At 67.2% G+C, this 22,271-nt stretch carries 25 protein-coding genes and 1 tRNA gene; 9 read left to right on the forward strand and 17 right to left on the reverse strand.

Translation table 11 applies throughout. The annotated features are described in order from the left end of the window. Positions 1-25 precede the first annotated feature (25 nt). Entirely contained in the window at positions 26-1,237 is a 1,212-nt protein-coding gene (locus tag N800_RS03860) for a nuclear transport factor 2 family protein (RefSeq protein WP_084087170.1), read from the forward strand. Between the two features lie 35 nt (positions 1,238-1,272). On the opposite strand, the gene fdhD is transcribed toward N800_RS03860, so the two are convergent. Next, positions 1,273-2,103: a formate dehydrogenase accessory sulfurtransferase FdhD gene (gene fdhD, locus N800_RS03865; RefSeq protein WP_036135043.1), complete on the reverse strand. Its 831-nt coding sequence runs from the start codon at positions 2,101-2,103 to the stop codon at positions 1,273-1,275. Positions 2,104-2,499: 396 nt separating this feature from the next. On the opposite strand from fdhD, the gene N800_RS03870 reads away from it, so the two are divergent. The 3 genes from N800_RS03870 to N800_RS03880 all read left to right on the forward strand — a co-directional run bounded on the left by N800_RS03870 (position 2,500) and on the right by N800_RS03880 (position 5,737). Continuing rightward, positions 2,500-4,917, forward strand: coding sequence for a heavy metal translocating P-type ATPase (locus tag N800_RS03870; protein WP_036135046.1), 2,418 nt, complete (start codon positions 2,500-2,502; stop codon positions 4,915-4,917). Between the two features lie 83 nt (positions 4,918-5,000). Continuing rightward, positions 5,001-5,279, forward strand: coding sequence for an EF-hand domain-containing protein (locus N800_RS03875; RefSeq protein ID WP_036135049.1), 279 nt, complete (start codon positions 5,001-5,003; stop codon positions 5,277-5,279). A 119-nt stretch (positions 5,280-5,398) separates the two neighbouring features. Beyond that, positions 5,399-5,737 (forward strand): tRNA-binding protein, encoded by a 339-nt coding sequence (locus tag N800_RS03880; protein ID WP_036135050.1) that lies wholly within the window; start codon positions 5,399-5,401, stop codon positions 5,735-5,737. Between the two features lie 171 nt (positions 5,738-5,908). Here N800_RS03880 and N800_RS03885 read toward each other — a convergent pair. The 15 genes from N800_RS03885 to N800_RS03950 all read right to left on the reverse strand — a co-directional run bounded on the left by N800_RS03885 (position 5,909) and on the right by N800_RS03950 (position 16,750). Continuing rightward, a tRNA-Leu gene (locus N800_RS03885) sits at positions 5,909-5,995 on the reverse strand. A 43-nt stretch (positions 5,996-6,038) separates the two neighbouring features. Beyond that, positions 6,039-6,638, reverse strand: a complete 600-nt coding sequence (locus tag N800_RS03890) for a cysteine dioxygenase family protein (RefSeq protein WP_036135053.1) — start codon at positions 6,636-6,638, stop codon at positions 6,039-6,041. Between the two features lie 127 nt (positions 6,639-6,765). Beyond that, positions 6,766-7,191 (reverse strand): organic hydroperoxide resistance protein, encoded by a 426-nt coding sequence (locus tag N800_RS03895; RefSeq protein ID WP_036135056.1) that lies wholly within the window; start codon positions 7,189-7,191, stop codon positions 6,766-6,768. 129 nt (positions 7,192-7,320) lie between these two features. Next, positions 7,321-7,791, reverse strand: a complete 471-nt coding sequence (locus tag N800_RS03900) for a MarR family winged helix-turn-helix transcriptional regulator (protein ID WP_036135059.1) — start codon at positions 7,789-7,791, stop codon at positions 7,321-7,323. A 136-nt stretch (positions 7,792-7,927) separates the two neighbouring features. Further along, entirely contained in the window at positions 7,928-9,076 is a 1,149-nt protein-coding gene (gene metX / locus N800_RS03905; protein WP_036135062.1) for a homoserine O-acetyltransferase MetX, read from the reverse strand. Positions 9,077-9,172: 96 nt separating this feature from the next. Further along, positions 9,173-10,171, reverse strand: a complete 999-nt coding sequence (locus N800_RS03910) for a tetratricopeptide repeat protein (RefSeq protein ID WP_052107893.1) — start codon at positions 10,169-10,171, stop codon at positions 9,173-9,175. Then, on the reverse strand, positions 10,171-10,650 hold the full coding sequence (locus tag N800_RS03915; protein ID WP_036135064.1) for a cytochrome c-type biogenesis protein: 480 nt from the start codon (positions 10,648-10,650) through the stop codon (positions 10,171-10,173). The genes N800_RS03910 and N800_RS03915 overlap by 1 nt, the downstream gene beginning before the upstream one ends. Positions 10,651-10,757: 107 nt before the next feature. After that, on the reverse strand, positions 10,758-11,342 hold the full coding sequence (locus N800_RS03920) for a DsbE family thiol:disulfide interchange protein (RefSeq protein ID WP_036135067.1): 585 nt from the start codon (positions 11,340-11,342) through the stop codon (positions 10,758-10,760). Next, the gene (locus N800_RS03925; protein WP_084087173.1) at positions 11,342-13,339 is read right to left on the reverse strand and encodes a heme lyase CcmF/NrfE family subunit; all 1,998 of its coding nucleotides are present in this window, start codon (positions 13,337-13,339) and stop codon (positions 11,342-11,344) included. Before N800_RS03925 ends, N800_RS03920 begins: the two co-directional genes overlap by 1 nt. A gap of 65 nt (positions 13,340-13,404) precedes the next feature. Next, positions 13,405-13,875 carry a cytochrome c maturation protein CcmE gene (ccmE, locus tag N800_RS03930; protein WP_036135070.1) on the reverse strand — a complete coding sequence of 157 codons (471 nt, stop codon included), beginning with the start codon at positions 13,873-13,875 and terminating at the stop codon, positions 13,405-13,407. After that, positions 13,872-14,036 (reverse strand): heme exporter protein CcmD, encoded by a 165-nt coding sequence (locus N800_RS15555; RefSeq protein ID WP_084087175.1) that lies wholly within the window; start codon positions 14,034-14,036, stop codon positions 13,872-13,874. The genes ccmE and N800_RS15555 overlap by 4 nt, the downstream gene beginning before the upstream one ends. Next, complete coding sequence (locus N800_RS03935) at positions 14,033-14,803, reverse strand: heme ABC transporter permease (protein ID WP_036135073.1); 771 nt, start codon at positions 14,801-14,803, stop codon at positions 14,033-14,035. Before N800_RS03935 ends, N800_RS15555 begins: the two co-directional genes overlap by 4 nt. Positions 14,804-14,891: 88 nt before the next feature. After that, positions 14,892-15,587 (reverse strand): heme exporter protein CcmB, encoded by a 696-nt coding sequence (ccmB, locus tag N800_RS03940; protein WP_036135074.1) that lies wholly within the window; start codon positions 15,585-15,587, stop codon positions 14,892-14,894. Further along, positions 15,584-16,243 carry a heme ABC exporter ATP-binding protein CcmA gene (gene ccmA / locus N800_RS03945; RefSeq protein WP_036135076.1) on the reverse strand — a complete coding sequence of 220 codons (660 nt, stop codon included), beginning with the start codon at positions 16,241-16,243 and terminating at the stop codon, positions 15,584-15,586. The genes ccmB and ccmA overlap by 4 nt, the downstream gene beginning before the upstream one ends. 36 nt (positions 16,244-16,279) lie before the next feature. Beyond that, positions 16,280-16,750 carry a DUF3293 domain-containing protein gene (locus N800_RS03950; RefSeq protein WP_036135079.1) on the reverse strand — a complete coding sequence of 157 codons (471 nt, stop codon included), beginning with the start codon at positions 16,748-16,750 and terminating at the stop codon, positions 16,280-16,282. A gap of 260 nt (positions 16,751-17,010) precedes the next feature. Here N800_RS03950 and N800_RS03955 point away from each other — a divergent pair, with 260 nt between their 5' ends. Both N800_RS03955 and N800_RS03960 read left to right on the forward strand, forming a co-directional pair. Beyond that, on the forward strand, positions 17,011-18,171 hold the full coding sequence (locus tag N800_RS03955) for a pyridoxal phosphate-dependent aminotransferase (protein WP_036135081.1): 1,161 nt from the start codon (positions 17,011-17,013) through the stop codon (positions 18,169-18,171). 10 nt (positions 18,172-18,181) lie between these two features. Further along, positions 18,182-18,979 (forward strand): amidohydrolase, encoded by a 798-nt coding sequence (locus N800_RS03960; protein WP_036135181.1) that lies wholly within the window; start codon positions 18,182-18,184, stop codon positions 18,977-18,979. A gap of 23 nt (positions 18,980-19,002) precedes the next feature. On the opposite strand, the gene N800_RS03965 is transcribed toward N800_RS03960, so the two are convergent. Beyond that, positions 19,003-19,212, reverse strand: coding sequence for a dodecin (locus N800_RS03965; protein WP_036135083.1), 210 nt, complete (start codon positions 19,210-19,212; stop codon positions 19,003-19,005). A 202-nt stretch (positions 19,213-19,414) separates the two neighbouring features. Between N800_RS03965 and N800_RS03970 the strand changes: the two genes are divergently transcribed. From N800_RS03970 to N800_RS03980, 3 genes are all read left to right on the forward strand, one after another. Further along, positions 19,415-20,848, forward strand: coding sequence for an NfeD family protein (locus N800_RS03970; protein WP_084087183.1), 1,434 nt, complete (start codon positions 19,415-19,417; stop codon positions 20,846-20,848). Then, positions 20,848-21,609, forward strand: a complete 762-nt coding sequence (locus tag N800_RS03975; protein ID WP_036135185.1) for a slipin family protein — start codon at positions 20,848-20,850, stop codon at positions 21,607-21,609. Before N800_RS03970 ends, N800_RS03975 begins: the two co-directional genes overlap by 1 nt. Positions 21,610-21,694: 85 nt before the next feature. Then, the gene (locus tag N800_RS03980) at positions 21,695-22,159 is read left to right on the forward strand and encodes an aminoacyl-tRNA deacylase (RefSeq protein ID WP_036135086.1); all 465 of its coding nucleotides are present in this window, start codon (positions 21,695-21,697) and stop codon (positions 22,157-22,159) included. Positions 22,160-22,271 lie beyond the last annotated feature (112 nt).

The raw sequence follows: 22,271 nt of genomic DNA on the forward strand, positions 1-22,271 counted from the left end.
GCTTCCCCCCCAACCGGAGCCCCGCATGCCCGCAACGCCTTTCACCCGAGTGTCCTACGGTGCCAGCCTGAGGCGAGCGCTGACCATCCAACTCGCGGCCCTGGCCTTCCTGGTGCAGATGCTCGGCGCGCCTGCGAAGGCCCAACCGATGCCGGATGACCGCCAGGTCGCCGCCGTCATCCACGATTACCTGCAGGGCAGTTCGTACAACCGGCCCGAGCAACTGCAACGTGCGTTCCACCCCGACGCACGCCTGTACCTGAGTCAGCCAGGTGGCGGCATGCGCGAGTTGGGCATTGCCGAATACGCCAGCTGGTTCCGCAGGAACCCGGGCCAGTTCAATGGCCGCGTCGGCCGGCTGATCAGCACGCAGGTCGAGGGCGATATCGCCACGGCCAAGGCCGAGGTCCTGCTCGGCAGGGATGGCGCCCGCTTCGTCGACCTGTTCCTGTTGAAAAAGCTGGATGGTCAATGGCAGGTCATCAGCAAGACCGCCACGCGGCACGTCGCTCCGGCCCACGGCCGCAACGTGCTGCTGGTGGTCTCCAACGTGGACACCATGCCCGGGACCGGGCTCAGCGCCGGCAACAGCTTTGCCGAGCTGATCCACGCCTACGCCACGTTCCGCGCGGCCGGTTATGGCGTGCAGTTCGTCAGCCCGCAGGGCGGCACCGTGCCGCTGGCCTACGTCGACACGCGCGATGCCGAGCACAAGCAATGGATCTATGACGCCGATTTCATGTGGGCGCTGGCCAACACCCGCAAACCGGAGGAGGTGAGTGCGGGCGACTATGCCGCGCTGATGTACATCGGCGGCAGCGCTGCGATGTATGGCGTGGCGGAGAACCCCGGCCTGCAGTCACTCGCAACGCGCCTCTACGAGCAGCAGGGCGGCGTCCTGTCTGCCGTCTGCCACGGCAGCGCGGGGTTGGTGAACCTGACGCTGTCGGATGGCACGCCCCTGGTCAGCGGCAAGCGCGTCACGGGCTATCCGGATGCGTTCGAGGACACCAACGCGGCGTACTACAAGACTTTTCCGTTCTCGATCGAGCAGCGCTTGCAACAGCGCAAGGGCCAGTTCCGTTATGGGGCGCGCAATACCTCGTACGTCGAGACCGATGGTCGGCTGGTCACCGGCATGAACTGGCAATCCACGCGTGATGTGGTCGAGGCCATCATCCGGCAGGTGGAGGGTGGGGCGGGCACGACCCAAGGTGGCGCGGCGGGCACCCGTTAGGGCGAAGCAGTGGCCTTCCCAGGACAGGGTGGCTTTCAGCCCCCCGATCGCAGGCGCTCGCCACCGCAATAGACATTGCAGCTGCCATGCCGGGCGAAGCCGACCAAGGTCATGCCGGCGCCGCGGGCCAGTTCAATGGCCAGCGCGGTGGGCGCCGAAATCGCTACGAGTACGCTGATGCCGGCATTGGCCGCCTTGATCACCATCTCGTAGCTGGCGCGGCTGGTCACGAGGGTAAATCCGCTGGCGGGGTCCAGGCCCGTCCTGCAGAGCGCGCCAATCAGCTTGTCCAAGGCGTTGTGTCGACCGACGTCCTCACGCACAAGGGCGATCTCTCCATCGGCACGTGCCCATGCCGCGGCGTGCACCGCGCCGGTCGCGGCATTGGTTGGCTGGCGCAGTTGCAGTCCCTCCATGGCCCGTTCCAGTGCCGACATGGTCAGGCACAGGTCGCCGCGAACCGCGCCCGGTGGACGCATCGCGTCTTCCAGGCGCCGGGTGCCGCAGATGCCGCACCCGCTGCGTCCGGGGAGTGAACGCCCGTGTGCCGGGTCGAGCCGCGCGGCAGGCGAGCCTTCGTGCACCCGGATGTCCAACTGCGTGCCTTCCAGCAGCGTTCGTGCCTGCACGCCAAGCAATTGCTCGGGTGCGTCGATCAGCCCTTCGCTCAGCGAGAAGCCAAGCGCGAAGTCTTCGAGGTCGCCCGGGCTGGCCATCATCACGGCGAAGGGCTGGCCGTTGTAGCGCAGTTCCACGGGGTGCTCTTCAGCGACGTGGTCGTCGGTTTCCTCAAAACGGTCCGCGCGCCAGCGGATGATGCTGCGGCGTACGTACCCGGGTGATTCTTCTGCGTTGGACGTACCCATCGCCGCATCATAGCGAGGAAACCGCGCGCCAAATCACACGGACGGTCGCCCACGAAGACGCCGTACGCGCGACATTGCATCGTGGCGCCGCGCGCGGCGATGCGTACCAGGTGGTGCCTGACATCTTTACCACCCGCATCGCGTCGGTGAGCTGGAAGGCATCCTCGGTGCCTTGGCGCAGGCAAGCGGCAACCATCCTTGTTGATGGTCACGCTGACGAAGTAGTCGCCTTCCGGCAAACCGATGATGTCGATCCACTGGCCCGCCAGCTGCTTGTAATACCAGTCACCCCAGCCGGGCACTGGAGCGGGGCAAGGCTGTCCGGGGCGTCAGTGTTGACTTTCCCATCATGGGAAGGCTCAGCCTAGCCTCATTCTCCGAGGCCCAGGTGCCGCCATGAATGCTTCGCTCTCCCAGGCAGCTGCTGCCGTCCAGGACAATTTTCGTTTCGAGGTCTCAGGCATGACGTGTGCGTCGTGCGTGGGCAGGGTCGAGCGCGGGCTCAAATCGGTCCCTGGTGTGGCAACGGCTGTGATCAATCTCGCCACCGAGACCGCCGAGGTCAGCACCCATGCACCCGTGGCGCTGCATGAGCTTGCCAATGCTGTGGCAAAGGCCGGCTACGAGATGGCGAGCCGTGAGGTTGATCTCGCGATCGGCGGCATGACCTGCGCGTCCTGCGTGGCGCGGATCGAAAAGGCGTTGCGCAAGGTGCCCGGGGTCCTCCAGGCGACAGTCAACCTGGCGACCGAACGGGCGCTCGTGCGGGCGACCGCACAAGCGGCCGACTCCGACCTGATTGCCGCCGTTACCGCAGCCGGCTACACGGCCCAGGCACCCGAGGCCGCACCGGGCACAGCGGAGGCGCCGCACCAGGCCCGTTCGAAGGAAGCGGCGCATCTGGTCATCGCCGCGATCCTGTCACTGCCGCTGGTGTTGCCGATGGCCGGCATGCTTGTGGGTGAACACTGGATGCTACCGGGCTGGCTGCAGCTCGCGTTGGCTACACCGGTTCAATTCTGGCTGGGCGCCCGCTTCTACAAGGCGGGTTGGCGAGCCCTGAAGGCCGGTACCGGCAACATGGACCTGCTGGTCGCGTTGGGCACGAGTGCCGGCTACGGTCTGAGCGTCTACAACGTGTTCCAGCCTGGCCATCACGGCCCGGCGCCGCTCTATTTCGAGGCCTCGGCGGTCGTCATCACCCTCATCCTGATGGGTAAGTGGCTGGAGGCGCGAGCCAAGCGCCAAACCACCGAGGCGATCCGCGCCCTCCAGGCACTGCGACCCGCCACGGCGCGGGTGCGGCGCAATGGTGCGGAGACGGAGGTGCCGATCGCCAATGTGGTCGTCGGTGACATCGTCGTCGTGCGGCCTGGCGAGCGCATTCCGGTCGACGGGAATATCGCGGAGGGACGCACCCATGCCGACGAGTCGCTGATCACCGGCGAATCGATGCCAGTCGCAAAGGGCGAGGGCGATCGCGTCACCGGCGGTGCGGTCAACGGCGAGGGACTGATTGCGATTGAAACAAAGGCGGTGGGGGCGGAAAGCGCCTTGGCCCGCATCATCCGCCTGGTGGAAGACGCACAGGCGAAGAAGGCCCCCATTCAGCGCGTGGTCGACCGCGTCAGTGCCATCTTCGTCCCGGTGGTCATCGTGGTCGCACTGGCCACCCTGCTGGCCTGGGGACTTGGTACTGGCGACTGGAACCAGGCAATTCTCACTGCGGTGGCGGTGTTGGTGATCGCCTGTCCCTGCGCCCTCGGCTTGGCCACGCCGACCGCGATCATGGCGGGTACCGGCGTGGCAGCGCGCACCGGCATCCTGATCAAGGACGCCGAAGCGCTCGAGACCGCTCGCAAGGTGTCGATCGTGGCATTCGACAAGACCGGCACCCTCACCACGGGGCGGCCGGACCTGGCGGAACTTCTGCCGAAGGATGGCAGCCCGCAGGAACTGCTGGCGCTCGCCGCCGCGCTGCAGGCCGGCAGCGAACACCCACTGGCCAAGGCCGTGATCCAGGCCTATGGCTCCGAGCGGAAAACACTCGCTGCTTCCGATGTTCGCGCCGTGGCCGGGCGTGGCCTGCGGGGCGAGGTGGCCGGCCGCGCCTTGTTGCTTGGCAGCTCCAGCATGATGATGGAAGCCGGCGTTGATCTGGCGCCACTTGAAGGCCGCGCCGAAACCTTGGCCGCGTATGGACACTCAGTGTCGTGGCTGGCGGAGGAAACCGCCCAGGGTCCCCAACTACTGGGCCTGCTGTCCTTCCGCGATCAGCCTCGTCCGGGCGCGCTGGAGGCCATTGCCGAGTTGCGTGCCCTGGGGCTGCGGACGGTCATGATTTCCGGTGACAACTTCGGTGCCGCTCGGGCCGTGGCCGCGGCGCTGGGAATCGATGAAGTTCGGGCCAATGTAATGCCGGAAGACAAGGCTGCCGTGGTCGCGGAGCTGTCCACGGAGGGCGTGGTCGCCATGGTCGGCGACGGCATCAACGACGCCCCGGCGCTGGCGGCCGCAAACGTCGGGTTTGCCATGGGCAGCGGCACGGACGTCGCGATGCATGCCGCCGCCGTAACCTTGATGCGGCCGGATCCGTCGCTGGTGGCCCAGGCGATCGACATCTCCCGCCGTACCACCCGCAAGATCCACCAGAACCTGTTCTGGGCCTTTGGCTACAACGTGGTAGGCATTCCCGTGGCTGCGCTGGGTCTATTGGACCCGGTGATCGCGGGTGCCGCCATGGCCCTGTCGTCGGTCAGTGTGTTGGCCAATACGCTGCTGCTGCGCCAGTGGCAGCCGGCTATCAAGGCGTGAGCTGGTTCCAGCTCACCATCCCGCCCGTGATGCCCATCCAACCAAGCGCACACAAGTCATTTCAACCTTAAGAAACGATCCCAATGAAGTACGCAAATCTCGCTATTGCAGTCATGTTCGCCATCGCATCAGGTCCGATTATCGCTGGTGATACATCTTCGGCCACTACGCACAAAAATCACGATCAGCACGCGCACGGCGCACCTGCCGCAACGTTCGGCGAACTCGATGTCAACAGGGATGGACGCCTGTCCAAGGCCGAAATGGCGAAGCACCCCCTGGTCGCGCACTTCGGCATGGTCGATGCCAACAGGGATGGCAGTCTGAGCAAGGATGAGTTCGCTACCCTACAGGGAATGTGAGCGGCGGTCGTGCTGGCGGCGGCGAGGCGCCGCCGCTTGCAACGTGCGCAACCACCAGATATTGACTTGCTCGTCCTGGGCCGCCGCCGAAACCGCTGGCCAATTGACCGGAGTGTGATGTGGAAACAATTGCATGGAGCGACTTCGTCAAAGTCGAGCTACGAGTGGGCCGGGTTGTTGATGCCCAGCCATTCCCGGAAGCACGCAAACCTGCCTACGTCTTGCACGTCGATTTCGGTGACGAAATTGGCATCAAGAAGTCGAGCGCGCAGATCACGGACCTTTACGACTGCCAGACACTGATCGGCAAGCTCGTGGTTGCCGTCATCAATTTTCCGAAGAAGCAGATTGGCCCTCTGCAATCGGAATGCCTGGTTACAGGCTTTCACGACGAGTTGGGGCGCGTGGCCCTGTGTGTCCCGGATCGTGCAGTGCCCCTTGGCACCAAGCTCCTTTGAGTCTCCCCGGCGCAGCAGCCTTCGCTTCGAACAATCTTCCCGCCTCAACCTGGGCTGACCGCAAGGGCAATCCCAACGCTCCAGCTCTAGGAGCTCCGCCGGCCTGGTCAGGAACTTTCGAAATGCCAAAAACAAAGGGCCTGCGATTGCTCGCAGGCCCTTGTCTAGATCTGGTGCCGGAGGTGGGACTCGAACCCACACGCTTTTAAGGGCGGCGGATTTTGAGTCCGCTGCGTCTACCGATTCCGCCACTCCGGCGCGGGCGAGCAGTATAACGAAGGTCGAGGCCTCCGTCTGCCGGTCAGTGCACTTCGTCCGTCTTCAACGCCTTGCAGGCGCGGGCGAACCATTCGCCGTCCTGCGGCACGAACATCGAGCAGCTTTCCATTGGCCCCTTGTAGATGTGCAGGGAGATGGCCACGTCGTCGCCGCTGGTGTTGCGGATGGTGTGGTATTCGTGCGGCGGGATCAGGCTGCCGGCGCTGCCGGGGCCGGCCTGCATGCCGCCCGCGGCGCGGAAGCGGAAGCGGTCGCCGTCGCGTTCCAGCAATTCGTACTGGGTGATCTCCAGTTCGCCGTCCCACACGCCTTCCACGCACCACAGGCCGCAGTGGTCGTGCACGGGGGTGCCCTGGCCGGGTCCCCAGGTCATGGCCACCACGCTGTAGCCGTGGGTCGGGCTGCGGTACAGTTCGCGCCGGGCGTAGTGGTCGTCGATGGGGTCGTACACGCACTCGGGCAGTTGCACGTCGCGGTCGCGGATCATGCTGCACAGCGCGCTGCGCAACGCGGCGGTGACGGCGTGCTGGTCACCGGCGGTGACGGCTGCATCCAGGGCGGCGACCAGCTTGTCGTGGCCGGGAAAGTCGAGGTCGGGCAGGGTGGCGGCTTGGGCGTGCATATGGCCGATTGTAACCTGCTCATCACGCGGCGTTATGTACGCGACCGCACGGTTCCTACGGCCTGCCGATGCGGCCCTGCGGACGGAGCCCCTCCCCGCGATTGGGGGGAGGGGCGGTGAGCGGCGATCAGACCACCGTCAGGGTCACGTCGATATTGCCGCGGGTGGCGTTGGAGTACGGGCACACCTGGTGTGCCTGTGCCACCAGCGCTTCGGCCTGTTCGCGTGGCATGCCGGGAATCGAGACCTTCAGCTCCACCTCGATGCCGAAGCCGGCGGGGATCTGGCCGATGCCCACGTGGCCTTCGATGGCGGTATCGGCCGGCAGGGCAATCTTCTGGCGGCCGGCCACGAACTTCAGCGCGCCGATGAAGCAGGCCGAATAGCCGGCCGCGAACATCTGTTCCGGATTGGTGCCGGGGCCGCCTGCGCCTCCGAGCTCGCGCGGGGTGGACAGCTGCAGGTCGAAGGCGTTGTCAGAGGCCACGGCGCGGCCGTCGCGGCCCCCGGTGGCGGTGGCGGTGGCGCGGTACAGGACGGTTTCGATGGACATGGGGGTGGTTCTCCTGGTGTGCGGCGAATGGAAAGGGCCGGTCGCTGCTTCCGGTATTTTGTTGACTATTTAATAGCGCGCTATGTATTTGCGGTGGCGTTGCGGTCCACGGAGTCGAGCGCGGGTGCGTCAGTCGGGAAGGTGCTGGTGTAGCTGCTGGCGCAGGGCTTCCAGTTGCGCCTTGAGCGGCCCGGCGTGTTGGATGTCCAGCGCGGTCGCGCACAGCACCTGCTGCGGCACGCGGGCGGCCTTGGTCTTGAGGGCCTTGCCGGCACGGGTCAGGGTGATCACCACCTGGCGTTCGTCCTGCGCGGCACGGGTGCGGGCCACCAGTTCGGCGGTTTCCAGCCGCTTGAGCAGCGGAGTGAGCGTGGCCGAGTCCAGGAACAGGTGTTCGCCAATCTGCGACACGGTCAGCCCGTCCTGCTCCCACAACACCAGCATGACCAGGTATTGCGGGTAGGTCAGCCCCAGCGGTGCCAGCAGCTTGCGGTAGACCTTGGTCATGGCCAGCGACGTGGAGTGCAGGGCGAAGCACAGCTGGCGGTCCAGCTTGAGCGCGTCGGCTGCCGTTATCGCGTTGGGGGTCTTGTTCGCCATGTGGACAATTTAAATAGCGAACTATTTAATTGCAAGCTATTCACGTGTCCATGGGTGGAACGGTGCGTGCCGTTGGCCGCTGCCCGGCGTTGGGTGCGACGGTCCGGTGGAGGGGGCATCGCACCGCCTGCCAGCGTTACAGCTCGGCCAGGAACCCGCCCACGGCCGGCGAGAACCGGTCGAAATCCACCAGGAACGCGTCGTGCCCCTGCGGTGAGGGCAGGGGCAGGAAGCGCGCGTCCGTGCCGCCGGCCAGCAGGCCTTCAGCAATCTCCTGCTGCTGCTGCAGCGGGAACAGGATGTCGGTGTGCACGCCAATCGCCAGCGCCTTCTCCAGCTTGATGCTGGCCAGTGCGGCGCGGGTGTCGTCGTCGCTGGACGGGCCTTCGCCGCGGCCACAGCCGCCCGGGCGGAAGTCGCCCATGTCGAACCAGTCCATCGATCGGCTCAGGTACAGGTAGCAGTTGGGGTCGAAGTGGCGCACGAAGCGGCGGGCGTGGCCTTCCAGATAGCTCTCCACCTCGAACTCCAGACCGAACGGCTCGTCGTCCGCGCGGTCGGAATCCAGCCGCACGCGGCCGAAGCGGCCGTCCCACTCCAGCGCGGAGCGGTAGGTGATGACGCCCAGCTTGCGTGCCATGCGCATGCCCGACTCGGGGTAGTGCTCGTCGGTGTAGTTGCCGCCCTCCCACCGCGGGTCCAGGCGGATCGCCTCGCGCTGCAGCGAGCGGATGGCGATCGAGAACGGCAGCGCGCGCGCCGCGCCGGAGATGTTGATATGGCTGCGGGCGATGCCCGGGTGCATGGCCAGCAGGGCCAGCGCGGTCATGCCGCCCATCGAGTTGCCGATGACGCAGGCCAGTTGCCCGATGCCCAGCGCGCGGACCACGTGCGCAGCGGCATTGGCGCCGTCTTCCACCGACAGTTCGGGGAAGCTCAGGCGGTACGCCTCGCCGGTGGCCGGGTCGATGGATGCGGGGCCGGTGGAGCCTTTGCAGCTGCCCAGCGAGTTGACGCAGATGACGTGCCAGCGGTCGGTGTCGATGGCCTTGCCGGGGCCGACCATGGCCTCCCACCAGCCGGCGGCCGGGTTGGCTTCGTTGGCGGCGGCGTGGGCGTCGGGCGACAGGCCGGTGACGATCAGGATGGCGTTGTCGCGCGTGGCGTTGAGCGTGCCCCAGGTTTCGTACGCCATCTTCGCTCCGTGCAACGCGCCACCGCGGCGCATCGGGAACGGCGAGGGCAGGTCGATGTGGCGGGTCCCGGGGGGGATGAATTCGGTCATTCCGTTGGCTCGTGGGCGGCAGGCGCGCCGCGGTGAACGGATGATTGTCGCAGACCACACCCTTGCGGCTGCAAGGGCGTGGGTCGGGCCATCTGGTTACGGCCGTACGCGATCGATCTTCAGTACCACCGTGGCCTTGGCGTCGGTGGCGGTCTGCACGGGCGTGGCTTCCAGGTCACCCGATTTGGGCATGGCGTCGCCGCTGGCGGACAAGCGTGCGGTGATCTCGGCCTTGGCCAGGTCGGAGAACTTCTTGGTCGGCATCAGGCTGTCGCCGTCGTCCAGGCGCACTTCCAGCGGCAGCTTGGCGGCGGGCAGCTTCTCGGCCGCCACCGGGATGGGTGGGCCACCCGGTTCGCGGGCGATGACGAACAGCGTGGCGCCGGCGGGCACTCGGTCGCGCAGGGCCTCGGCCAGTTCCACCTTCACCGTGATGCCCTTGGCGCTGGCGGCCACCGGGGCCGCCAGTTCGGGCAGGCCGGCATCGGCGCGGGCGGCGTTGATCTGCGGGCGCAGGGTGGCGACCACGTCGGGCTGCACGATGGCCAGCAGCGGCTCCCAGGTCTTGGCGGCCTCGGCGGGCTGGCCGGCCTGGCGGTGGGCGATGCCGAGGAACCAACGGGCGCGCTGGTGCATGGGCTGTTTGTCCAGGGCGTGGCGCAACATCTGCACGGCCTTGTCGTCGAAGCGGTGCTCCTTGTCCGCGTTGGCACGGGCTTCGGCGGCGTCGGCAAGCAGGTCCGGCTCGTCTGGGGCCACGGTCACGGCGCGGGCCAGTGCGTCACGGGCCTCGGCGTGGCGACCCTGCGCGGTGTAGGCGCGGGCCAGCAGGCGCCAGCCGTCTATCTCGCCGGGTTCGTCGGCCAACTTGGCTTCCAGTTGGGCAATGGCATCGTCCAGCGTCTGCGGGGCGCGGCGCTGGGCCGGGTCCAGCGCACGCGGCGTGCCAACGGCGAAGTACAGCGCGCCGGTCATCACCAGCACCGATACAAAGATTGCCGCGCCGCTCAGTCGGTGCGCCTTCAGCACGGGGCGCAGCACGTAGGCCAGCACGACAAGCACCAGCACCAGGCTGGCCACCACGAACGCACTCATCACCACTCCTGATCGTCTTCGACGGCGTTGGCCGGGGTGTTGCGAGCCGCATTGCCCTGCGCCGACGCGCGCTGCTGCACGGATCGACGACGCACGATGCCGGCCACCACCAGGCCACCGGCCAGCAACACCACGGCTGGGCCGAACCACAGCAACCACGTCTTCGATTCGACCTGCGGGCGGTACAGCACGAACTCGCCGTAGCGCGCCACCAGGAAGTCCTTGATCTCGGCGTTGGTCTTGCCTTGCCGCATCAGCGACAGCACCTCGTGGCGCAGGTCCACCGCGATCTGCGCGTTGGAGTCGGCCAACGACTGGTTCTGGCACATCACGCAGCGCAGCTCGCTCACCAGCGCGTGGAAGCGGGCCTCCTCGGCGCTGTCGTTGAACTGGATGGGCGTGGTGTCGACGGCCGCCTGTGCGTTTGCCGGGGCAGCGGCGAGCGCCGAAACCAGCCCCAGCAGCAAGGCAATCGCCATGGCCTGCACCCAAGCCAGGGGGCGAAGCGACTGCGCAGTAAATGGCGCGGACTGTGCCCGTTGCACGCACGAAGGTCGTTGCGGGGGCGGCAAACCCAACGCCCGGCTCACAATGACACCCCCGTCGGCGTGGTTTCCACGTCCTGCAGCGCGGGCAGCAATTGTTTCTGGATCACGTCATCGGTCAGCGGGCCGACGTACTTCCAGCGGATCATGCCGTTTGCGTCGACCAGGAACGTTTCCGGCGCGCCGTAGATGCCCCAGTCGATGGCGACCTTGCCCTCGTAATCGGCCAGCACCAGCCAGTACGGGTTGCCGAATTCGTCCAGCCAGCGCAGCGCGTCGGCGGGCTCGTCCTTCCAGTTGTAGCCCACCACGCGCACGCGCTTGGTCTCGGCAAAGCGGGTCAGCACCGGGTGCTCGTCGCGGCAGGCCGGGCACCAGCTGCCCCATACGTTCAGCAGGTATGGCGCGCCGCGCAGTTCCTGCGAAGTCACGGTACGCGATGGCTCATGCAGCACCGGCAGCGAGAACGCGGGCGCGGCCTTGCCGATCAGCGGCGAGGGCAGCGCTTCGCGGTTGGGGTTGCGGCTGAGCAGCACGCCCACGCCCAGCAGCACGCCCAGCAGCGCGACGAAGGCCAGCGGCAGCCAGCGCATGGCGCCGCGCTTGGGGGAGGGTGACGAACTCATCAGACGGGCTCCGCGGCAGGTGCCGTGGGGGAAGTCGGGGATGCGGCGATGGCTGGCTCAGGCGAGCGTCCTGGCACGCGCTCGGTGCCGACGCGGCGGAAGCGCTTGTCGGCCGCAGTGACGAAGCCGCCCAGCATCATCAGCAGCGCCCCCAGCCAGATCCAGCGCACGAACGGCTTGATGTGCACGCGCACGGCCCACGCACCGCCACCCAGCGGTTCACCGAGGGCCACGTACAGGTCCTTTGTGATGCCCGGGCGGATGGCGGCCTCGGTCATGACCTGTCCGCCGCTGACGTAGGCGCGCTTTTCGGGATGCAGCACGGTGACCACGCGGTCGTTGCGCAACACCGTGACGGTACCGCGGTCGGCCTCGTAGTTGGGGCCGCGGCTGTGCGCCACGTCATCGAGGCGGAATTCGTAGCCGGCCACTTCCACCGACTTGCCCGGGCCAACGGCCACTTCGCGCTGCTGGTTGAGGCCTTCGACCAGCAATGCGCCGACCAGGAACACCGCCACGCCCGTGTGGGCCAGGATCATGCCCGTCATTTCGGCGGTGAAGCGCTTGCCGTTGGACTGCAGGCGCGCCCACACGAAGCGCGCGGTGCCGGCGACCACCCACACCGCGCCGATCACGCCCAGCGCCACCTTCCACGCGCCCTGCGGCGCCATGAAGTACGCGGCGATGCCTGCGATCAGCGCGAGCACGGCCCACGGCGCCAGCATCGCCAGCGGCTTGGAAACCTGCTCGCGCTGCCAGCGGGTGATCGGGCCGAACGGCAGCAGCAGCACCAGCGGTGCCATCAGCAACATGAACATCAGCGCGAAGTACGGCGGGCCCACGGAGATCTTGCCCAGTTCCAGCGCATCGGCCAGCAGCGGGTACAGCGTGCCCAGCAGCACCATGGCGCAGGCCGTGGTCAGCAGCAGGTTGTTGGCCAGCAGCAGCGTCTCGCGCGAACTGGCTTCGAAGGGCTTGCCCTCGTCATCGCCACCGGGTGCCCGCAGGGCGTACAGCAGCAGCGAGCCACCCACCACGATGCCGAGGAAGATCAGGATGAACAGGCCGCGCGACGGGTCGGCGGCGAACGCATGCACGCTGGTCAGTACGCCGGAGCGCACCAGGAACGTGCCCAGCAGCGACAGCGAGAACGTGGCGATCGCGAGCAGCAGCGTCCAGCCGCGGAAGCTGCCGCGCTTCTCGGTCACGGCCTGCGAGTGGATCAGCGCGGCGCCGGCCAGCCACGGCATGAAGCTGGCGTTCTCCACCGGGTCCCAGAACCACCAGCCACCCCAGCCCAGCTCGTAGTACGCCCACCAGCTGCCCAGCGCGATGCCCAGGGTGAGGAAGGCCCACGCCACGTTGGTCCACGGGCGCGTCCAGCGCAGCCAACGCGCATCCACGCGGCCGTCCAGCAACGCGGCGATGGCGAAGGCGAACGGCACCGAGAAACCCACGTATCCGGCATACAGCATCGGCGGGTGGATGATCAGGCCCGGATCCTGCAGCAGCGGGTTGAGGTCGCGACCTTCGGCGGCTGCAGGCAGCAGGCGCTCGAACGGGTTGCTGGTGAAGATAAGGAAGGCCAGGAAGCCCACGCTGACCCAGCCCATTACTGCCAGCACCCGCGCGATCACTTCGTCGGGCAGGCGCTTGGACCACAGCGCCACCGCGCCCGTCCACAGTGCCAGCACCAGCGCCCACAGCAGCAGCGAGCCCTCGTGCGAGCCCCACACCGCGGAATAGCGGTACATCATCGGCAGCAGCGAGTTGCTGTTCTTGGCGACGTACGCCACCGAGAAGTCCTGCACCACGAACGCCCAGGTCAGCACCACGAAGGCCAGGCCCACCAGCACCAGTTGGGCGTAGGCCGCCGGACGTGCCACCGCCATCCACGGCGTGATGCCGCGTTGCGCACCCACCAGCGGCAGGGTGGCCTGCAGGATCGAGACCAGCAGCGCCAGGATCAGGGTGATCTGGCCAAGTTCAGGCAACATCGTTTCAGCTCCGGCGCGCGTTGCGCGTCAGTGGGGCCCGGCCGCGATGCGGCGGCCGGACTGGCTCAGTTCGCCTTTCCGGCGTCGGCGGCGGGCTCGGCCACGTTGTGCTTCTTGTGCGCCTGGCCCATCTTGTCGGCCACTTCCTTGGGCATGTACGTCTCGTCGTGCTTGGCCAGCACTTCCTCGGCGACGAAGCGATCGCCGTCCATGCGGCCAGTAGCCACCACCGCCTGGTTCTCGCGGAACAGGTCAGGGAGGATGCCGGTGTAGACCACGGGCAGGATGTTGTCGCCATCGGTCACGTCGAAGTGCGCTTCCATCGAGCCCTCGGCGCGCTTGAACGAGTTCTTGGCCACCATGCCGCCGAGGCGGAAACGAGCGTGCTTGCCGGCTTCGCCTGCCTTCACTTCGCTGGGGGTGTAGAGGTAGGCGACGTTGCGCTGCAGGGCCATCGCAACCAGCGTCGCGGCCAAACCGGCCGCCACCACCAGGGCGAGGATCCACAGCAGGCGTCGGCGGCGAATCGGATTCATCGGGTCAACTCATCGGACTGCGTGCGGGCCGCCTCGCGCTTGGCGCGCTGGCGGGCGTTGTTGATCTCGCGGCGGATCTGCAGCCGGGTGGCGACGTAGTCCCAGCCCAGCACCACCACGAAGACAGCGAAAGAGGCGATGACGTAGTTCCGGTAGCTCATCGGGCGCGCTTCCGGCTGTCAGGGCCGACACCGGCCAGGTCCGCCACCCACGATTTGCCGGCCTCGCGGCGCAGGTTGTCGGCGCGGGCGCGGGCGAGCAGGGCGCCGATGAACCACAGCTTGGTGCCGATGATCATCCACCACAGCGGCGGCATCATCGACGGATCCATGGCGGACTCGCCGAAGACGCGGATGGTCTGGCCCTGGTGCAACGAGTTCCACCACACCACCGAGTAGCGAATGATCGGCAGCAGCACCACGCCGACGATTGCGAGGAAGCCGGCGGCACGCGCCGCGGCGCGACGGTCGTCGATGGCGTTGTACAGGCCAATCACGCCCAGGTACAGGAACAGCAGGATCAGTTCGGTGGTCAGCCGCGGGTCCCAATCCCACCAGGTGCCCCACATCGGCTTGCCCCAGATCGAGCCGGTGGCCAGGGTGATGAGGGTGAACGCGGCGCCGATCGGCGCGCAGGCCATGGCGAGGATTTCCGCCAGCTTGATCCGCCACACCAGCGCGATCACCGAATACACAGCCATCAGCCCGAACACCGCCATGCTCATCCACGCGCTGGGCACGTGGATGTAGAGGATGCGGAAGCTGTCGCCCTGCTGGTAGTCGGACGGCACCTGGAACAGCGCGCCATACACGCCCACCGCCATGACCAGCAGGCCCAGGCCATAAGCCCAAGGCGCCCAGCGCGCGGCAAAGCGGTCGAAGTAGGGGGGAGAGCCGAGTTTGTGGAACCAGAGGACGATCGGATTCATGCGTTCAGGTCGCGCTCCGCGCAGGCGCGGTGGCGCCGGTTGGGTGGTGCCATTGTCGCCGAAGGGGCGGGCCGGGCGTTGACGTGCCTCAATTCAACGCGATCCGGATGGCGGTGGCGGCGGCCAGGGGCGCCAGCAGGGCGGTGACCACGAGGCCGGCTGCCAACATCAGCAGCGCGCCGATCGGGTCCAGTCCCTGTGCCGACGCCGCCACGGCACCCGCGCCGAACACCAGAATCGGCACATACAGCGGCAGCGCCAGCAATGCGACAAGGATACCAGAGCGCCGCATCCCGACCGTCAGCGCGGCGACCACCGCTCCGAGCAGACTCAGCAAAGGCGTGCCCAGCGCGAGCGAGGCCATCAGCACGCCCAGTTGCTCGCGCGGCAGGTGCAGCAGCTCGCCGAGGAACGGCGTGGCGACCAGCAACGGCAGCGCGGTCGTCGCCCAGTGCATGAATGTGCGCACGCCCACCAGCCACGCCAAAGGCACCGGGGCCAGCATCCACTGCTCCAGTGAGCCGTCCTCGGCATCGCCGCGGAACAGGGTGTCCAGCGCCAACAGGCCGGCCAGCAGCACGGCCAGCCACAGCACCGCGGCGGCGACCTTCGACAGCGCCTGCGGCTCGCCGCCCAGGCCGAGGGCGAACAGTACGACCACCAGCAGCGCGAACAGCGCCGGCTGGAACGCATCGCCGCGGCGGCGCCACAACAGGCGCAGGTCGCGGGCCATGAGGGCCTTGGCCGATGACATCAGCCCGGGCGCGTGGTGGATCGGACTCATCGGAAGCCCTCCGTGCGCTGGCGCTCCAGCGTGAGCAGCCGGGTGCGGACCGGGGGGGCGGCATATGCGCCGTGGGTGGTAACCAGCGCGGCGCCGCCTTCGCGCAGGTGCGCCTGCACCATGCGGTTGACCAGCTCGATGCCTTGCAGGTCCAGGTTGGCGTAGGGTTCGTCCATCAGCCACAGCGGGGCGGGCGAGAGCCACATGCGCGCCAGCGACAGCCGCTTCTTCTGCCCGGCCGAGAGCTGGCGGGCGAGGGCGTCCTCGTAACCGGCCAGGCCGACGACGGCGAGGGCGTTCTCGGGGACTTGGGTGCGGCGGCGCCCCTGCAGTCCGCAGAGGAACTCGAGGTTTTCCAGCGCGCTGAGATCCGCCTTCAGCCCCGGCAGGTGACTGAGGTAGGCGATGGCGCGGGCGCGGCGCGAAGCCTGTGCACGTTCGCCGTCGATGTCGATCTCGCCTTCGTCCGCGCGCAGCAGTCCGGCCAGCACGCGCAGCAGGGTGGTCTTGCCGGCGCCGTTGCCGCCCTGCACGAGCAGCGCTTCGCCTGCATTGACCGAAAAGTCGAGGGGCCCGAACACGGGTTCATCATTGCGCGTGAAGCGCAGGCCGCGGGCTTCTAGCAGCGGCGGGGCGGGGCGGTCAGTGGGCGTCATCGGCGGGAGACAGGCGGCCGTCGGGCCGCGATCCCGTCATTCTACCCAGTCGATGTGGGGTACAGGGGGGATGCCGGGTGGCCGTTGCAGGTACATCTTGAGGTGTACCGGGTGGCCGTATTCCCAGTGCAATACGCCGGCCTGGCCGAACTCGTGGGCCAACGCGTCCAGCATGTGGGGGTCCAACCCGCTCACCAGCCAGCCCAGCTCACGCCAATCACCAGTAGTGTCTTCCGCCCAGGCCGGCTGGTGTGGCGCGCCGATGGCCTTGAGTTGCGCAACCAGCGACGAGTCCGCGCTCTGGTTGATCGCGTCGGACTGAGGCCGGGAGGCGGGGTTCCACGCAGTGATGAAGGCATACCGGCTGGCGGGCCAATAGGCCTCCACATCACCCGCGGGCTTGCCGACCTTGAGCCGGAAGGTGTCGCCATCCAGGCGCACAGCGTAATCCGCCTGGGCATAGGCGGTTGCGAGTTCGCCGGCGTCCACGATCTGGATTTCGCGCATCGCGTGAGTGTCGCGTGAAAGTCAGGGCGCACAAAGGCCGTTCGTCGGAGCGGCGGGAGTTCGGAGGCTGTGTCGCATGGGGGACGGTTGGATGGCTGGCTGGAGCATTGGAGCGTGCGCGCGGGACCCCGCCGCGGCGGCGTCGCGTCCAGATGTGCCGCCCCACTTTATCGCTTCATGCGGATTGATTGGTGGAACTTTGACGCTCCCTTTCCGTACACTTGGCGATTCTTCCCCCGATCCCGGATGACGCGCCCGCGATGACCGCCCCCCAGCCTCCCGCAACCAAGCTGCCCAAGGTGGGCACCACCATCTTCACCGTGATGTCGCAACTGGCGATGGAGCACGGTGCGGTGAACCTGGGGCAGGGTTTCCCGGACTTCGACGTGCCGGCCCGGCTGGTCGATGCCCTGACGCGTGCCATGCGCGAGGGCAAGAACCAGTACGCGCCGATGACCGGCCTGCCAGTGCTGCGCCAGGCCATCGCCGACAAGACCGAGCGCTGCTATGGCCATCGCCCGCACGTGGATGCCGAGATCACCGTGGTCTCGGGTGCCAGCGAGGCGATCTTCGACGCCATCGCCGCGGTCGTCCGCGCCGGTGACGAGGTGATCGTGCTGGACCCGTGCTACGACTGCTATGAGCCCGCCATCGACCTGGCGGGCGGCGTGGCGGTGCACGTGGCGCTGGACCCGGCGACCTTCGCTCCGGATTGGGCGGCGATCCGCGCCGCGGTTACGCCGAAGACGCGGCTGCTGATGATCAACAGCCCGCACAACCCCTCCGGGGCGATGTTCACCAGCGACGACATTGCCCAGCTGACGGCATTGTTGCGGGACACCGGCATCTACCTGCTCTCGGACGAGGTGTACGAGCACATCGTGTTCGACGGCGCGCGCCACGAGTCGGTGCTGCGCTACCCGGAACTGCGCGAGCGCGCGTTCGTGGTGTCCAGCTTCGGCAAGACCTACCACTGCACTGGTTGGAAAGTGGGCTACTGCATTGCGCCGGCCGCGCTGTCGGCCGAACTGCGCAAGGTGCACCAGTACAACACCTTCTGCACGTTCACCCCGGCGCAGGCGGCGTTTGCCGAGATGATCGAAGCCGAGCCGGAGCACTACGAAACGCTGGGTGCTTTCTACGAGGAAAAGCGAGACCGTTTCCGCGAACAGTTGCTGACGACCAAGCTGAAGCCGTTGCCGGTGCCGGGCGGTTACTTCCAATTGGTGGACTATTCGGCGGTGAGCGACCTGGACGACGTCGAGTTCTGCCGCTGGCTGACGGTGGAGAAGGGCGTGACCGCGATTCCGCTGTCGCCGTTCTATGCGCAACCACCGAAGGGGCAGCGTCTGGCGCGGTTGTGCTTCGCCAAGAACGAGGCCACGCTGGATGCGGCCATCGCACGTCTGCAGAAGCTTTGAGGTGAACCCGATGCAGGACCTGCGTGTTTCCATCGTCCAGGGTGACACCCGCTGGCACGATCCGGCCGCCAACCGCGATTACTACGCCCGGTTGATCGCACCGCTGCATGGCACCACCGACCTGGTGGTGTTGCCGGAGACCTTTACCAGCGGCTTCAGCAACGATGCCATCGGCAACGCCGAAGGCATGGACGGCCCCACCGTCGCATGGATCCGCGAGCAGGCCGCCAAGCTGGGCGCCGCCGTCACTGGCAGCGTGCAGTTGCGCACCGATGAAGGTGTGTTCAATCGCATGCTGTTCGCCACGCCGGAAGGCGCCCTGCACACCTACGACAAGCGCCACCTGTTCCGCTACGCGCGCGAACACGAGCGCTATGCCGCGGGCCGCGAGCGCCTGACGCTGGACTGGAAAGGCTGGCGGATCTGTCCGCTGGTCTGCTACGACCTGCGCTTCCCCGTGTTTTCGCGCAATCGCTATGACGTGGAGCGCCCGGGCGAACTCGACTACGACCTGGCCCTGTACGTGGCCAACTGGCCGTCGTCGCGCAACTACCCGTGGAAGACGCTGCTGCGCGCCCGGGCCATCGAGAACCTGTGCTACGTGGTGGGCGTCAACCGGATCGGCACCGACGGCAACGGGCTGCACTACAGTGGCGACAGCGCGGTGATCGACTTCCTCGGTCATCCGGTAAGCGAGTGCACGGACGAGGAAGTGGTGGTCACCACCACGCTGCAGGCAGCGGAGTTGCGGGCACACCGCGAACGCTTCCCCGCCATGCTCGACGGGGACGCGTTCGAACTGCGCTGAGCCCCGGTTGGGGGGGCAGGCACCTATTCCTGGAGGGTGAATCCCACCTTCAGAGTGACCTGCCAGTGGGCGATCTTGCCTCCTTCCACGTGACCGCGCACATCGGTGACCTGGAACCAGCGGATGTCGCGGATGGTCTTCGAGGCGCGCTCGATCGCCTTGCGGACGGCGTCGTCACTGCTGGCGAGGGAGGACCCGGTCAGTTCGACCGACTTGTAGACGTGTTCGCTCATGGTGGGCCTGCTCCTGGCTGGATACGGTGGGTGGTCCGTTCGCGTGTCTGTTCAAACGTCATGCGGGGGGAAGCACGGTCGCGCTACCCCCGGGTGGACGGGAGGGCGGGTGCAGCGGGTCGGGCTCTTGCCGCCGCGTTTACAAGCTTGGGTGTTTACTGAACGTCCGGGCGGACCTGTCCGCTCCGCCCTCGGGACGATGATGAACGTGCGTGGGCACGGTTGGCGTCCGGTGTGGGTGCTGGCGTTGGGGCTGGCTGCCGGCGGGCTGTCGATGCCGGTCTCCACGGTTGCCAGGGTGGATCGCGCTCCCTCGGTGTTGCTGTTGGACATCAAGGGGGGCATCGGTCCGGCCACAAGCGACCACGTCCGCAGAGGGCTGGAACAGGCCGCCGACGAGGATGCCAGCGCCGTGGTGTTGCGCATCGACACCCCGGGCGGGCTGGATGCCGCCACCCGTGACATCAACCAGGCCATCCTCGCCTCCAAGGTGCCGGTGATCGGATGGGTCGCGCCGGAGGGCGCGCGCGCCGCCAGTGCCGGAACCTACATCCTCTACGCCTGCCATCTTGCGGCGATGGCGCCGGCCACGGCGCTGGGTGCTGCAACGCCGGTATCCATCGGGCCGGGCCAGTCGCCGCGAAAGGATCCGGCACAGGCACCGGATAGGCGAGAGGACGACGCTAGGCCTCCCAAGGCCACGCCTGTCTCCGCTGACGATGCCGCGGCGGGGAAGGCCATCAATGACGCTGCGGCGTACCTGCGCAGCCTGGCCGAGTTGCGCGGCCGCGATGTCGTATTCGCGGAGAAGGCGGTGCGCGAGGCCGCGACGCTGACGGCACGCCAGGCGGTTGAGGCGAAGGTGGTTGAGTTCATCGCCAGCGACATGACCCAATTGCTCGCCCAGGCCCATGGGCGCACGGTTCGATTGGGCGAGCGCAGTGTCACGCTGGTCACGGAAGGCGCGACGGTCAACGTGTTCGAGCCCGGTTGGCGCACGCGCTTGTTGGCGGTGATCACCGAGCCGACCGTCGCGTACCTGTTGCTGCTGATCGGCCTGTACGGACTGCTGTTCGAGGGCTACAGCCCGGGCGCGGTGTTTCCTGGCGTGATCGGGGCGATCTGTCTGCTGCTGGCGCTGTACGCGCTGCAGGTGCTGCCGGTCAACTATGCCGGGCTGGCGTTGATCGTGCTGGGTGTGGCGTTGATGGCGGCGGAATTCGCCATGCCCAGTTTTGGCGCGCTGGGCATCGGTGGCGTTGTGGCGCTCGTGGCCGGCTCGCTGATCATGTTCGACACGTCGGGGCCGGGCTACGGTATCCCGGGGCGACTGATTGCCGGCATCGCCTTGGCCAGTGCGTTGTTGTTCATGGGCGTACTGTGGCTTGCAACGCGCGCGCGCCGGTTGCCGGTGGTTGCGGACGTGGCCAGTCCGTTGGGCCAGCTGGCGCTGGTCGTGGAGGACTTTGCCGGACGCGGCACCGTACGCATCCGCGGCGAGGAGTGGCAGGCCGCGTCCGCCAGGCCACTCAGGCGCGGCGACCGCGTGCGCGTGGCCGCCATCGATGGACTGGTTCTGCAGGTCGTCCCGCTGGATGCCCCCGGACCCGGGCCCGAACTCCCCGGAGGTGCGTGATGAACATGATCCTGTGGATGCCCCTGGTGCTGCTCCTGCTGGCCCTGATAGCCAGTGCGATCAAGATCCTGCGCGAGTACGAGCGGGCCGTCGTGTTCCAGCTGGGGCGATTCTGGAAGGTCAAAGGGCCCGGCCTGTTCCTGCTGATTCCGGTGGTGCAGCAGATGGTGCGGGTGGACCTGCGCACCATCGTCATGGACGTGCCTTCGCAGGACTTGATCTCCCACGACAATGTCTCCGTCAAGGTCAATGCGGTGGTCTATTTCCGGGTCGTCGATCCGCAGAAGGCCATCATCAACGTCGAGCACTACTACGAGGCCACCAGCCAACTGTCGCAGACAACGTTGCGATCCGTGCTGGGCAAGCACGACCTGGACGAGATGCTGGCCGAGCGAGACAGGCTCAATAGCGACATCCGCGCCATCCTCGACGCCCAGACCGACGCGTGGGGCATCAAGGTGGCCAACGTCGAGATCAAGCATGTCGACATCAACGAAACCATGGTCCGCGCGATCGCGCGCCAGGCCGAGGCGGAGCGCGTGCGGCGCGCCAAGATCATCCATGCCGAGGGTGAGCACCAGGCCGCGGAGATGCTGGTGCGGGCCGCGAAGCTGCTCGGCGAGGACCCCCGTGCCATCCAGTTGCGCTACCTGCAGACGCTGACCGAGATCGCCGGGGAGAAGAGTTCGACGATCGTTTTCCCGCTGCCGATCGACCTGCTCGAGAGCCTGGCCACCCGCCGGAATGGCGGGGCGCCCTGAGGACATGGTGCCGCCGACATACGGCAGCAAGCAGCCGGAAGGGCAGGGATACACTCAATGTGTTCCAGCAGTGGAGGATTCCGCCATGACCACGCAAAGACTTGAACAGTACCTGCGGTCTCACGACGTAGCTTTCGACACGCTGCCGCATGACCATGCCATCACCGCGCTTGATGTCGCGCGACGTGCACACTTGGCGGGCAAGGATGTCGCGAAAACGGTCATGGTCAAGGTGGACGGCCGCTTGGCGATGGCGGTGATGCCCGCCAACGAATGGCTCAGCCTTGAACGCATGCGCCAGGCGTGTGGCGCGAAGAGCGTGGCGCTGGCCAACGAAAGCGAGTTCATCGATCGTTTCCCGGAGTGCGAAGTAGGCGCTATGCCGCCATTCGGCAACCTGTACGGGATGGACGTGTATGCCGCCGACACGTTGTCGCACGAGCATGACATTGCCTTCAATGCAGGCAGCCATGACGAAGTGGTGCGGATGGGCTGGAACGACTACGAGCGATTGGTGCATCCGCGCATCATGTCCATGACCCGGCATTGAGTCAGGGCGAAAGCGAAGGGCACCTTGCGGTGCCCTTCGTGTCTTTCGTCAGCCGCGCGGGCCGTGACCGCCACCGGGGCGACCGCCCCCCGGACGCCCGCCACCGCGCGGG

Source organism: Lysobacter daejeonensis GH1-9 (genome assembly GCF_000768355.1).
Lineage (GTDB): Bacteria > Pseudomonadota > Gammaproteobacteria > Xanthomonadales > Xanthomonadaceae > Aerolutibacter > Aerolutibacter daejeonensis.